General features: G+C 72.3%; 11 protein-coding genes. 6 read left to right on the top strand and 5 right to left on the bottom strand.

What is annotated here, in order from left to right; genetic code table 11:
* Positions 1–132 precede the first annotated feature (132 nt).
* The gene (gene aceB, locus JIW86_RS10500) at positions 133–1,752 is read right to left on the bottom strand and encodes a malate synthase A (protein ID WP_257553510.1); all 1,620 of its coding nucleotides are present in this window, start codon (positions 1,750–1,752) and stop codon (positions 133–135) included.
* Positions 1,753–2,025: 273 nt separating this feature from the next.
* Positions 2,026–2,673, bottom strand: coding sequence for a nucleotidyltransferase family protein (locus tag JIW86_RS10495; RefSeq protein ID WP_257553509.1), 648 nt, complete (start codon positions 2,671–2,673; stop codon positions 2,026–2,028).
* Between the two features lie 237 nt (positions 2,674–2,910).
* Here JIW86_RS10495 and JIW86_RS10490 point away from each other — a divergent pair, with 237 nt between their 5' ends.
* Positions 2,911–4,401, top strand: coding sequence for a PLP-dependent aminotransferase family protein (locus JIW86_RS10490; protein WP_257553508.1), 1,491 nt, complete (start codon positions 2,911–2,913; stop codon positions 4,399–4,401).
* Positions 4,402–4,423: 22 nt separating this feature from the next.
* Here the strand turns inward: JIW86_RS10490 and JIW86_RS10485 are convergent, their stop codons facing one another.
* A complete protein-coding gene (locus JIW86_RS10485) occupies positions 4,424–5,053 on the bottom strand; it encodes a response regulator (RefSeq protein ID WP_257553507.1) in 630 nt (209 codons plus the stop codon).
* A complete protein-coding gene (locus tag JIW86_RS10480; RefSeq protein ID WP_257553506.1) occupies positions 5,053–6,258 on the bottom strand; it encodes a sensor histidine kinase in 1,206 nt (401 codons plus the stop codon). Before JIW86_RS10480 ends, JIW86_RS10485 begins: the two co-directional genes overlap by 1 nt.
* 134 nt (positions 6,259–6,392) lie before the next feature.
* Between JIW86_RS10480 and JIW86_RS10475 the strand changes: the two genes are divergently transcribed.
* The 3 genes from JIW86_RS10475 (at position 6,393) to JIW86_RS10465 (ending at position 9,323) form a co-directional block, all read left to right on the top strand.
* Positions 6,393–7,478, top strand: coding sequence for an ABC transporter permease (locus tag JIW86_RS10475; RefSeq protein WP_257553505.1), 1,086 nt, complete (start codon positions 6,393–6,395; stop codon positions 7,476–7,478).
* Positions 7,475–8,167 (top strand): ABC transporter ATP-binding protein, encoded by a 693-nt coding sequence (locus tag JIW86_RS10470; protein WP_257553504.1) that lies wholly within the window; start codon positions 7,475–7,477, stop codon positions 8,165–8,167. The genes JIW86_RS10475 and JIW86_RS10470 overlap by 4 nt, the downstream gene beginning before the upstream one ends.
* A gap of 202 nt (positions 8,168–8,369) precedes the next feature.
* Entirely contained in the window at positions 8,370–9,323 is a 954-nt protein-coding gene (locus JIW86_RS10465; protein WP_257553503.1) for an IS481 family transposase, read from the top strand.
* Here JIW86_RS10465 and JIW86_RS10460 read toward each other — a convergent pair.
* Complete coding sequence (locus tag JIW86_RS10460) at positions 9,320–10,123, bottom strand: IclR family transcriptional regulator (RefSeq protein ID WP_215145709.1); 804 nt, start codon at positions 10,121–10,123, stop codon at positions 9,320–9,322. The two genes, JIW86_RS10465 and JIW86_RS10460, sit on opposite strands and share 4 nt — an antisense overlap.
* A gap of 335 nt (positions 10,124–10,458) precedes the next feature.
* Between JIW86_RS10460 and allB the strand changes: the two genes are divergently transcribed.
* Both allB and alc read left to right on the top strand, forming a co-directional pair.
* Positions 10,459–11,793, top strand: coding sequence for an allantoinase AllB (gene allB, locus JIW86_RS10455; protein ID WP_257559283.1), 1,335 nt, complete (start codon positions 10,459–10,461; stop codon positions 11,791–11,793).
* 2 nt (positions 11,794–11,795) lie between these two features.
* A complete protein-coding gene (alc, locus tag JIW86_RS10450; protein WP_257553502.1) occupies positions 11,796–12,929 on the top strand; it encodes an allantoicase in 1,134 nt (377 codons plus the stop codon).
* The last annotated feature ends 1 nt before the right edge of the window (position 12,930 follow it).

Genomic DNA, 12,930 nt, shown 5'->3' with positions numbered 1-12,930 from the left:
ACGAAGAAGTAACAACCGACCGGTCGTTCGGCACCGGCCCCTCGGAAACGGCTCCGCCCCCGTCGCCGTGAAGGCGACGGGGGCGGAGTCCGCTGGGTTCGACTGCTGTGCGTTTCAGTCGAATTCAGACATTCAGCCGAGCAGCTGGTCGTATGCGGGGAGGGTGAGGAAGTCCGCGTAGTCCGCGTCCAGGGAGACCTGGAGCAGGAGGTCGTGGGCCTGCTGCCACTTCCCGGCCGCGAAGGCCTCCTCGCCGAGCTCGGCGCGCAGGGCGGCCAGTTCCTCCGCCGCGATGGTCCGGGTCAGCTCGGCCGTGGCCGTCTTGCCGTTCTCGAAGACCACCCCGGCGTTGATCCACTGCCAGATCTGCGAGCGCGAGATCTCGGCGGTGGCCGCGTCCTCCATCAGGCCGAAGATGCCGACGGCGCCGTGGCCGCGCAGCCAGGCCTCGATGTACCGGATGCCGACCTGGACGGCGTTGCGCAGGCCGTCGTACGTGGGCTTCGCGTCCAGCGAGTCGATCGCGATGAGCTCGCCCGGGGCCACCGAGACGTCCTCGCGCAGGCGCTCCTTCTGGTTCGGCTTGTCGCCGAGCACGGCGTCGAAGGAGGCCATCGCGATGGGCACCAGGTCGGGGTGGGCGACCCAGGAGCCGTCGAAGCCGTCCCCGGCCTCGCGGTCCTTGTCGGCCTTGACCTTCTCGAAGGCGATCTTGTTGGCTTCGGCGTCCTTGCGGGAGGGGATGAAGGCCGCCATGCCGCCGATGGCGTGCGCGCCGCGCTTGTGGCAGGTGCGGACCAGGAGTTCGGTGTACGCCCGCATGAACGGGGCGGTCATCGTCACCGCGTTGCGGTCCGGCAGGACGAACTTCTCGCCGCCGTCACGGAAGTTCTTGACGATGGAGAAGAGGTAGTCCCAGCGGCCCGCGTTCAGGCCGGCCGCGTGGTCGCGCAGCTCGTAGAGGATCTCCTCCATCTCGTACGCGGCGGTGATCGTCTCGATCAGGACCGTGGCGCGGACGGTGCCCTGCGGGATGCCGACGTAGTCCTGGGCGAAGACGAAGATCTCGTTCCAGAGGCGCGCCTCCAGGTGCGACTCCGTCTTCGGCAGGTAGAAGTACGGGCCCTTGCCGAGGTCGATCAGACGCTTCGCGTTGTGGAAGAAGTACAGGCCGAAGTCCACCAGCGAGCCGGAGGCCGGGCCGCCCTCGAACTGCAGGTGGCGCTCCTCCAGGTGCCAGCCGCGCGGGCGCATCACGACGGTGGCGAGCTGCTCGGCGGGCTTCAGCGCGTACGCCTTGCCGGTGCGGGCGTCGGTGAAGTCGATGCGGCGCTCGTACGCGTCGATCAGGTTGAGCTGGCCAAGGACGACGTTCTCCCAGGTGGGAGCGGAGGCGTCCTCGAAGTCGGCGAGCCAGACCCTCGCGCCCGAGTTCAGGGCGTTGATGGTCATCTTGCGGTCCGTCGGACCGGTGATCTCCACACGGCGGTCGTTCAGCGCGGCCGGGGCCGGCGCCACCTTCCAGTCCCCCTCGCGGACCTGTGCGGTGTCCGGGAGGAAGTCGAGGGTGGAGGTCCGGGCGATCTCGGCACGGCGCTCGCCGCGGCGGGCGAGGAGCTCCGCCCGGCGGGGGGCGAACCGCCGGTGCAGCTCGGCCACGAAGGCCAGGGCCGCATCGGTGAGGACTTCGTCCTGCCGGGGCAGGGGCTCGGCGTCGACGATGGCCAGCGGGGACGGCGCTGGTGCGGACATATCTGTCACTCCTTCAGCGGCGGTGCCTGGCGGCCGCGGGGGAATGCTCGCGCGAGACGGCACGCAGTGCCGTCGGGTGTGGAGAGTTCCGGAGTACGGTCGCGGGCGCCGTCTGTGGTTCAGGGCGCTTCTGACCAGTGGATAGTAATTTCCTCATGGTGGAAGTTCAATGGTTTGTTGATGTCGAGATTCTCCGAGTCGACAGATTCCACTTCATGGTGGCCCTCAGTGCCACCGCCGTCACCCCCCGCTCAGGCCTCCCTCCAGGTGTTCTCAGGCCAGACGTGCCAGGTCGGGCGGGGTGTCGATGTCGTAGGCCTCGGCGATGTCCCCGCACTCCACCAGCACGAGCTCGTCGGAGTGCCGGGTCAGGTGCGTCCGCGCGCCCTTGTCTCCGGTCGCCGTCGCGGCGATGTCCGCCCACCGGTCCGCGCCGAACAGCACCGGATGCCCGCGCTCCCCGTCGTACGCGGCGGCCACCAGGCTCGAAGGGGAGCGGTACGCCTCCCGCACCCGGGCCACGGCCGCCGGACCGATGCCCGGCTGGTCCACCAGGCAGACCAGGGCCGCGCGGGCGCCCGTACCGGCCAGGGAGGCGAGGCCGACCCGCAGGGAGGAGCCCATGCCCTCCGCCCAGTCGGGGTTGTCCAGGACCGCGCAGCCGGCCAGGTCCGCGCGCTCGCGGACCTCGGCCGCCGAGGCGCCGAGCACCACGTGCACCGGCCCGCAGCCCGCCTCGCGCAGCACCCGCACGGCGTTCTCGACCAGCGGGCGGCCGCGGTAGGGGAGCAGGGCCTTGGGCCGGCCGCCGAGGCGGCGCCCGCCGCCCGCCGCCAGGAGCAGGCCCGCGATCACCGGTGCGGCGGAGGGGGAATCGGAGTGGGGACCGGCGTGAGGACCGGTGTGGGAATCGGCTGACATGCCACCGATTCTCGCTCCTGTACGGCAACCCGGGCGCGCCGCGTCAGGGAGCGCCGTACGGCGGCCAGCGCGGCCCCCATCCGCAGCGGCTCGGAGATCCGGCTCTCGGCGGCAGCCAGTAGGGCTCGTTCGTCACGGTCGGTCAGCATCACGCCGTCTCCTTGCCAATCGGGGGCCAATACGGCGAGTCTGGTCCTCGATTGGCCTGGCCGTCAGAGCCAATCAGGGGAGGTTGGCATGGCAAACGGGCGAGTGGTCCAGACAGCGGACAGAACCATCGGCAGCCGTCAGCTCGCGGCCCTGCTCCCCGCCGAGGTGCTGGCCCGCCCCGGCTACCGGGCGCTCGCCGACGCCGTGCGGACGCTGATCCTCGACGGCCGCGTCGCCCTGCACGTACGGCTGCCCGCCGAGCGGGAGCTCGCCGAGGCGGTCGGCGCCAGCCGGGCCACCGTCACCGGCGCCTACGACCTGCTGCGCGAGAGCGGCTACGTCCGCAGCCGCCGCGGCTCCGGCACCTGGACCGAGCTCCCCGACGGGCACCTGCCCGTGGGCTCGCCCGTCCTCGTCGGCGGCGGCACCGGAGGCCGGCCCGACGGCGACCCCGGGATCGACCTCGCCATCGCCGCCATGGGCGCCCCGGAAGGCATCCTGGCCGAGGCCTTCGCCTGGGCCGCTCCCCGGCTGCCCCGGCTCGCCCGGAGCCCCGGCTACCACCCCTTCGGCCTGCCCGACCTGCGCGCGGCCGTCGCCGAGCGGTTCACCCGGCGCGGGCTGCCCACGCGCCCCGAGCAGATCCTGGTCACGGCCGGGGCCCAGCAGGCCTTCGCACTGGTCGTCAGCCTGCTCTGCCGCCCCGGGGACCGGGTCGTCACCGAGAACCCGACCTACGCCAACGCCCTCGACGCCCTGCGCCACGCCCGGCTGCGCACCGGGTCCATCGCCGTCTCCGACGCGGGCTGGGACATGGAGATCGCCGAGTCCACGCTCCGGCAGACCGTGCCCAGGCTGGCGTACGCGATCCCCGACTTCCACAACCCGACCGGCGCGCTGATGCCGCCGGAGCAGCGGCTGCGGCTGCTCGCGGCCACCCGGGCCACCGGGACCTGGCTGGTGGTCGACGAGACCATCGCCGACATCGCGCTGGACGTCCCCGCGCCCCCGCCGCTGGCCTCGCTCGCCCCGCGCGGCGGCGCGGACCACGTGATCACCATCGGCTCGCTCAGCAAGACGCACTGGGGCGGTCTGCGGGTGGGCTGGGTCCGGGCCACCGCGAAGATGATCACCGAGCTGACCTCCGTGCGGGTCTCGGCCGACATGACCGGCTCGGTGCTCGACCAGCTGGTCGCGCTCCCGCTGATGGAGAGCCTGGAACGGTCGCTGCCCGCGCGCATCGCGCAGCTGCGGATCCAGCGCGAGGCCCTGGTCCAGTCCCTCCAGCGGCACACCCCGGAATGGTCCTGGCAGCTCCCGCCGGGCGGGCTCTCGCTCTGGGTCGACCTCGGCGAGCCGGTCAGCTCCGCCCTGTCCGAACGGGCTGCGGCCGCCGGGGTGCACATCGGCCGCGGTGCCCGCTTCGGAGTGGACCCGGGCACCTTCGAGCACCGGCTCCGGATTCCGTACACGCTGCCCGCCGACCGCCTCGACGAGGGCGTCCGGCTGCTCGCGGAGGCCTTCCACGACGGGGTCCCGCTGTCCCCGGCGGTGGAACGGCCGTACTGGGTGGCGTAGTCGCCCGCCCTCTCCGGCGGAGCTACGGGGTGCGGATCAGGCGGCGGGTGGCGGCGGCCGCGACCGCCGAGGTGCGGGAGTCGACGCCGAGCTTCGCGTAGATGTGCACCAGGTGGGACTTGACCGTGGCCTGGCTGAGGAAGAGCCGCTTGGAGATCTGCTGGTTCGACAGGCCGTCCGCGACCAGTTGCAGCACCTCCAGCTCCCGCTTGGTCAGTGCCTCCGCCGGGGTCCGCATCCGGTCCATCAGGCGCAGCGCCACCGCCGGGGCCAGCGCGGACTGGCCCGCCGCGGCCGTCCGTACCGCCGCCGCCAGCTCCTCCGGCGGGGCGTCCTTCAGCAGGTAGCCCGAGGCGCCCGCCTCCACCGCCGCCAGGATGTCCGCGTCCGTGTCGTACGTGGTCAGCACCAGCACCCGGGGCGCGTCCTGCCGGGCCGTGATCAGGGCCGTCGCCTCGGAACCGTGCATCCCGGGCCCGAACTGCAGGTCCATCAGGACCACGTCCACCTGCTCGGCGGCGGCCAGTTCCACCGCCCGTTCGGCGGTCGCGGCCTCGGCGACCACCGCGAAGTCCGGTTCGGTGTCCAGCACCGCGCGCAGTCCCGCCCGGACCACCGGGTGGTCGTCCGCGAGCAGCAGCCGGATGGTCATCAGGACGCCTCCAGGGGCAGCGGCAGGGTGACGGCCACGGCGGTGCCCTGGCCGGGTTCGGACTCCACGGTGAACAGCCCGCCCAGGGTCTCGGCGCGCGAGCGCATCGCGGGCAGCCCGAAGCCGCCGTCCCCGGAGGCCGCGGCGGCCGAGGAAGGGGCGAAGCCCTGCCCGTCGTCCACGATGTCCAGCGTCACCGAGGCGTCCATGAAGGTCAGGGTGATCTCGGCGCGCTTCGCCCGCGCGTGCCGCACCACATTGGCCAGCGCCGACTGCGCGATCCGCAGCAGGGCCACCTCGTACGGGGTCGGCAGCACCCGCGGGCTGCCGCTCAGCGAGAACCGCACCCGCGGCCAGGGCGCCCCCGTGCACAGCCGCTCCAGCGCGGCGGCCAGCGACCCGTGCTCCAGATCCGGCGGGGTGAGGGCCCGTACGAAACGGCGCGCCTCGGCGAGGTTCTCCTGGGCGGCCTCCCGGGCCTGCGCGATGTGCGGCAGGGCCGCCGAATCCCCCGGCAGCGTCCGTTCGGCGGCCCGCAGCAGCAGCTGGATGGAGGACAGCCCCTGGGCCAGGGTGTCGTGGATCTCCCGGGCGAGCCGCTCCCGTTCGGCGAGGATCCCGGCGCCCCGCTCGGCCGCGGCCAGTTCCGCCCTGGTCGTGATGAGCTCCTCGATCAGCTCGCGGCGGCGTTCGCTCTCGCGGTACAGCGCCTGGTAGCCCAGGACGGTCGCCACCGCCACGGCCCCGCCCAGCAGCGGCCCGAGGAACGCGCCCGGGGTCACCGCGCTGCTGTGCGCGAGGAAGCCGCCGATGGCCGCGCAGGCGGTCACCGCGACCGCCGCGACCCCCCAGCGCAGCCGCAGCAGGTGCAGCTCCAGGAAGTACAGCGGGAAGGCGATCCACAGCCCGTCGGGGGAGACCGCCAGCAGGGCGACCCAGGCCCCGCCGAGCGCGGCCAGCCACACCGCCCCGGCGCGCGGCGAGCGGTGCACCACGGGGGCCCGTACGCCGCCCGCGTACACGGCGGCCAGCACCGCGCAGGCGGCGACCACCCAGCCGGCCCGGGGCGCGGAGTCGGCCAGCGCCCGCCCGGCGGCCAGCGCGAGCAGCCCCAGCAGCAGGGCGTGCAGGCACAGCCGCAGCACCTTGGACACGGGCGTGAGGGCGCGGGAAACGGGGGGAACGGGGGGAACGGGAGCAGTCATCGCCGGACCAGCGTAAGTCGGGCCCGGCCACCCCCGGTCAATCGAAAGTTTGATGTCTCGGTGCGCCCTTCGATACCAGGATCGCTACCGTGGCGCGATGCCTTGTGTCCACGCGGAAGACCAAGGTGGGGGACATGTTCGTCGCATGGAGAGATCTACGGTTCGCGAAGGGCCGGTTCGCCCTCATGGGCTCGGTCGTCCTGCTGATCACGCTGCTGGTCGGCCTGTTGTCCGGACTCACCTCCGGCCTGGCCCGGGAGAACATCTCGGCCGTCACCGGGCTGCCCGCCACCCATCTGGCCTTCGCCGCGCCCACCGGTGAGCAGAAGGTGTCCTTCACCAGCTCCCAGGTGCCGGAGAAGGCCTGGCGGGCCTGGCGGGGGCAGCCCGGGGTGAGCGCGGCCGAGCCGCTCGGCATCCGCACCACCAACGCCTCCGCGGGCGAACGCACCGCCGCGGTGTCCGCCTTCGGCGTGGAGCCGGCCGGGAGGCTGGCTCCACGCGGCGCGGGCCTCGCCCAGGGCCAGGTGGTCCTCACCGAGAAGGCCGCGAAGGAGCTGGGCGGCCTCACCGCGGGAGCCAAACTGAAGATCGGCCCGCTCGAGCTGGCCGTGGCCGCGGTCTCCGGCACCGCCGCCTACAGCCACACCCCGGTCGTCTGGATGGACCTGAACGACTGGCAGCGCATCGGCAACCCCGGCACCTCCCTGGACACCCTGGCGACCGTCGTCGGCGTCTCCGGCGACGGCATCGACCTGACCGCCGCGGACGAGGCCGCCGGCACCAAGGCGCAGACGGTGGACGAGGCGCTGGGCGCCATAGGCTCGTACCAGGCCGAGAACGGCTCCCTCCAGCTGATGCGCGGCTTCCTCTTCGCCATCTCGGCCCTGGTGATAGGCGCCTTCTTCACGGTGTGGACCATCCAGCGCAGCGGGGACATCGCCGTCCTGAAGGCACTGGGTGCCTCCACCCCCTACCTGCTCAAGGACGCCCTCGGCCAGGCCGTGGTGATGCTCGCGATCGGCACCGGGCTGGGCACGGCGCTCGCCGCCGGCTTCGGCGCCCTGATCAGCGGCGGGAACGTGCCCTTCGTGCTCGACGCCGCCACCGTGTTCGTCCCGGCCGCCGTGATGATCGTGCTCGGAGCGCTGGGCGCGGCCCTGTCCATCCGGCGGATCACCGCCGTCGACCCGCTGACCGCCCTCGGGAGCGCCCGATGACCCTGCTCGTCCACGACGTCACGCTCACCTACCCCGACGGGGACTCCCGGCTCACCGCTCTCGACGCGGTCGGCCTGGAGGTGCCCGCCGGCACCCTGACGGCGGTGATCGGACCTTCCGGTTCCGGCAAGTCCAGCCTGCTCGCGGTCGCCGCCACCCTGGTCACCCCGGACTCCGGCCGGGTGGTCGTCGCCGGCCGGGACACGGCGGGGATGAGCGCGGCCGAGAAGTCGGCCCTGCGCCGGGAGAAGATCGGCATCGTCTTCCAGCAGCCGAACCTGCTGGCCTCGCTGACCGCCGCCGAACAGCTCCAGGTCATGGCGCACCTCTCGGGCCGCCCCTCGCGGGCGCTGCGCCGGCGCGCGCTGGAGCTGCTGGACGCGGTGGGTCTGGCCGATAAGGCCGACAAGCGGCCCCACCAGCTCTCCGGCGGCCAGCGCCAGCGGATCAACATAGCCCGCGCCCTGATGAACGAGCCCGCCGTGCTGCTGGTCGACGAGCCGACCAGTGCCCTCGACCACGAGCGCGGCGCCGCCGTGCTCGACCTGCTGGTCACGCTGACCCGCGAGCGCTCCACCGCCACGGTGCTGGTCACCCACGACCACGCCCACCTGGAGCGGATGGACCGTACGGCGACGATGGCCGACGGCCGCCTCAAGCAGAGCCAGGAACCGGTCCCGGCGCCCTGAGCCCCGGGACCGCGTACGAAAAGGCCCCGGCGCCCCTCGAAGCGAGGGGCGCCGGGGCCTTTTCGTACGACTGCCTGCCGGGACAGGGCCTAGGTGTGTTGTCCCGGGACGTTGGTGACACGCGTGCTGGGTTCTTGAAATGGGTGAGGGCCTCCGGGTTCGGTGTGGATTGCGACATCTGCACCGATCCGAGGAGGCCCTCGTGGTCCACCGTAATGCCCCGCTGACCGAGACCGGACGACTGCGCCTGGCGCGTTGTGTCGTGGACGACGGCTGGCCCGTGCGGCGGGCAGCGGAACGTTTCCAGGTCAGCCACACCACCGCGGCCCGCTGGGCCGGCCGCTACCGCACGCTGGGCGTCGCCGGAATGAGTGACCGGACCAGTCGCCCCCACCACCAGCCCGCCCGGACACCGGCCACGGTCGAGGAACACGTCCTGCGACTGCGGCGCGAACACCGCATCGGCCCCCTGCGGCTGGCCGCCCGCTGCGGGATCGCGCCCTCCACCGCCCACCGCATCCTGATGCGCCACGGCCTGCCGCCACTGGCCACCCTGGACCGCGCCACCGGCGAGCCCGTCCGCCGCTACGAACGGCAGCGGCCCGGCGAACTCGTCCACATCGACGTCAAGAAACTCGGCCGGATCCCCGACGGCGGCGGCCACCAGGCCCTCGGCCGCGCCGAGGGCCGCCGCAACAAGACCGGCGCGGGCTGGGCCTACCTTCACACCGCCCTCGACGACCACACCCGCCTCGCCTACACCGAAGACCTCCCCGACGAGACCGCCCCCACCTGCGCCGCCTTCCTGGCCCGGGCCACCGCCTGGTTCGCGTCCCTGGGCATCACCGTCGAACGCGTCCTGACCGACAACGCCTGGGCCTACAGCAAGAACACCTGGCGTCAGACCTGCAGTGATCTGGGCATCAGCCCCCGCTGGACCAGGCCCTGGCGGCCGCAGACCAACGGCAAGGTCGAACGCTTCCACCGCACCCTGCTCGAGGAATGGGCCTACCAGCGGCCCTACACCTCAGATCACCAGCGCCAGGAAGCGTTCACCGACTGGATCGACTGGTACAACTACCACCGACCCCACACCGGCATCCAAGGCCAAACACCCGCCAGCCGCGTCACCAACCTGCCCGGACAACACACCTAGGCGGGGCTCTGGTTGGACAGGGCGACCGACAGCTCGGCCGCGACACCCTGCAGGATCGGCACGAAGGACTCGGCCACGGCCTCGGTCACCCGGCCGGCCGGGCCGGAGATGGAGATCGCGGCGGCGGTCGGCGAGTTCGGCACCGACACGGCGAGGCAGCGGACTCCTATCTCCTGCTCGTTGTCGTCGACCGCGTAGCCCACCTTGCGGACCTGCTCCAGCGCCTCGAGGAAGCCCTCGGGCGTGGTGATGGTCTTCTCGGTCGCCGCCGGCATGCCGGTGCGCGCGAGCAGGGCCCGTACCTCCTCGGCGGGGGTGTGGGCGAGGAGCGCCTTGCCCACGCCGGTGGAGTGCGGGAGCACTCGGCGGCCGACCTCGGTGAACATGCGCATGGAGTGCTTGGACGGCACCTGGGCGACGTAGACGATCTCGTCCCCGTCGAGCAGGGCCATGTTCGCCGTCTCCCCGGTCTCCTCCACCAGGCGGGCGAGGTAGGGGCGGGCCCAGGTGCCCAGCAGCCGCGACGCGGACTCGCCGAGGCGGATCAGCCGGGGCCCGAGGGAGTAACGTCGGTTGGGCTGCTGGCGGACGTAGCCGCACGCCACGAGGGTGCGCATGAGACGGTGGATCGTCGGCAGCGGCAGTCCGCTGGCCGCGGAGAGCTCGCTGAGGCCGACCTCACCCCCGGCGTCGGCCATGCGTTCGAGCAGATCGAAGGCGCGCTCAAGGGACTGGACGCCACCGCTGGCGGCGGTGGGCTTGGCGGAAGCGTCGGTGGTGCTGGCGCTGGACGTCGGCACGGCGCGGTCCTTTCGGTGCTGGCAGGCAAGGAAGCAGCCTACCGGTCGGTCGGCTTCGGCCCTAGAGCAGGGGCGATGCCGTCCCCGCCGGTCAGAGGCGGTTTGTCCTGGTGGCGGACGTCCTCGGGAAGTTACCTCCCCGTCCCCGGTGGTGGTAGCTACATTCTGTATAGCGAAATCTTAATTCCATCCTGTGGAAACATCCAATTGCGATGCAGGCGTGTCAGCGGTCCGTCCGGGCGCTCTTGACTGGTCCCGGATCGCCGTGAAGACTCCGTCAACAGAACGTTGAATTTCGCTCTGTGGAAGTAGATGGGGAGGTTCCGGTGCCCGACGTGGTTGTGGAACTGGTACTGCGCTCGACGCGCGTCATCACCCCCGAGGGGACGCGCGCCGCTTCGGTGGCCGTCGCCGGCGGGAAGATCGCGGCCGTGCTGGCGTACGAGGCCGAGGTACCGGTCGGAGCCCGGCTGGAGGACTTCGGCGACGACGTCCTGCTCCCCGGTCTGGTCGACACCCACGTCCACGTGAACGACCCGGGCCGCACCGAGTGGGAAGGCTTCTGGACGGCGACCCGCGCCGCGGCGGCCGGTGGCATCACCACCATCCTCGACATGCCCCTGAACTCCCTGCCGCCGACCACCACGACCGACAACCTGCGCGTCAAGCAGGAGGTCGCCCGCGCCAAGGCGCACGTCGACGTCGGCTTCTGGGGCGGCGCCCTGCCGGACAACGTCAAGGACCTGCGCCCGCTGCACGACGCCGGCGTCTACGGCTTCAAGTGCTTCCTGTCGCCCTCGGGCGTGGAGGAGTTCCCCGAGCTCGACCAGGAGCAGCTCGCCGCCTCCCTCGCCGAGATCACCGGCTTCGGCGGCCTGATGATCGTGCACGCCGAGGACCCGCACCACCTGGAGTCGGCCCCGGTCGTCCCCGGCCCGAAGTACTCCGACTTCCTCGCCTCGCGCCCGCGCGACGCCGAGAACACCGCGATCGAGAACCTGATCGCCCAGGCGAAGCGGCTGAACGCCCGCGTCCACGTGCTGCACCTGTCCTCCTCCGACGCGCTGCCGCTGATCGCCGCCGCCAAGGCCGAGGGCGTCAAGATCACCGTCGAGTCCTGCCCGCACTACCTCACCCTCACCGCCGAGGAAGTGCCGGACGGCGCCAGCGAGTTCAAGTGCTGCCCGCCCATCCGCGAGTCCGCCAACCAGGACCTCCTGTGGGACGCGCTCGCCGACGGCACCATCGACTGCATCGTCTCCGACCACTCGCCCTCCACGGTGGACCTGAAAACGAGCGACTTCGCCTCCGCGTGGGGCGGCATCTCCTCCCTCCAGCTGGGCCTGCCCGCCATCTGGACCGAGGCGCGCCGGCGCGGCCACTCCCTCGAGGACGTCGTCCGCTGGATGTCCGCCGCCCCGGCCGCCCTCGCCGGCCTGGCGCAGAAGGGCGCGATCGAGGTGGGCCGCGACGCCGACTTCGCCGTCGTGGCCCCGGAAGAAACGTTCCTTGTGGACCCGGCCGAACTGCACCACCGCAACCGGATCACGGCGTACGCGGGCAAGACCCTGCACGGCGTCGTGAAGTCCACCTGGCTGCGCGGTACGCAGATCGCCGACCACGGCACCCCGACCGAGCCCACGGGCCTCCTCCTCGAAAGGCAGAACTGACAGTGGCACAGCGTTCAACTGGACTGGCTTCCTTCACCGGTAACGCGAACCCGTACGGAGGCGGCGACCCGTACGCGGACTACCGCACCGCGGACTTCCCGTTCACCCAGTACGCGAACCTCGCCGCCCGTGAGCTGGGCGCCGGTGTCATCGCCGCCAACGACGAGTTCTTCGCCCAGCGCGAGAACCTGCTGATCGCCGAGGCCGCGCACTTCGACCCCGAGCACTTCGGCCACAAGGGCAAGATCATGGACGGCTGGGAGACCCGCCGCCGCCGCGGTGTCTCGGCCACCCAGCCCTGGCCCACCGCCGAGGACCACGACTGGGCGCTCGTACGCCTGGGCGCCCCCGGCGTCATCCGCGGCATCGTCGTCGACACCGCCCACTTCCGCGGCAACATGCCGCAGGCCGTCTCCATCGAGGGCACCAACTGGGACGGCGCCCTCGCACCGACCCCGGAGGAGCTCCTCGCCGACGACGTGAAGTGGACCGTGCTCGTCCCGCGCACCCCGGTCGGCGGCCACGCGGCCAACGGCTTCGAGGTGAACGCCGAGCAGCGCTTCACGCACCTGCGCGTCAACCAGCACCCGGACGGCGGCATCGCCCGCCTGCGCGTGTACGGCGAGGTCGTCCCGGACCCGAAGTGGCTCGCCACGCTCGGCACCTTCGACGTCGTCGCGCTCGAGAACGGCGGCTCGGTGCAGGACGCGTCCAACCGCTTCTACTCCCCGCCGACCAACACCATCAACCCGGGCCGCTCCCGCAAGATGGACGACGGCTGGGAGACCGCCCGCCGCCGTGACAACGGCAACGACTGGATCCGCTACCAGCTGGTCGCCGAGTCCGAGATCCGCGCCGTCGAGATCGACACCGCCTACCTCAAGGGCAACTCGGCCGGCTGGGCCTCGCTGTCCGTCAAGACGGGTGAGGAGGGCGAGTGGACGGAGTTCCTGCCGCGCACCCGCCTGCAGCCCGACACCAACCACCGCTTCGTGCTGGACGCCCCGGCGGTCGGCACGCACGTCCGGATCGACATCTTCCCGGACGGCGGCTTCTCGCGCCTGCGCCTGCACGGCTCCCTGACGGAGGCCGGCGCCGCCGCGCACGCCGCCCGCCACCAGGAACTGGGCGCCTGAC

This window comes from Streptomyces sp. NBC_00162, from assembly GCF_024611995.1.
In the GTDB taxonomy this organism is placed as follows: Bacteria; Actinomycetota; Actinomycetes; order Streptomycetales; family Streptomycetaceae; genus Streptomyces.
Note: the sequence above shows the minus strand (reverse complement) of the source record. Positions and strands in the feature narration are given on the sequence as shown.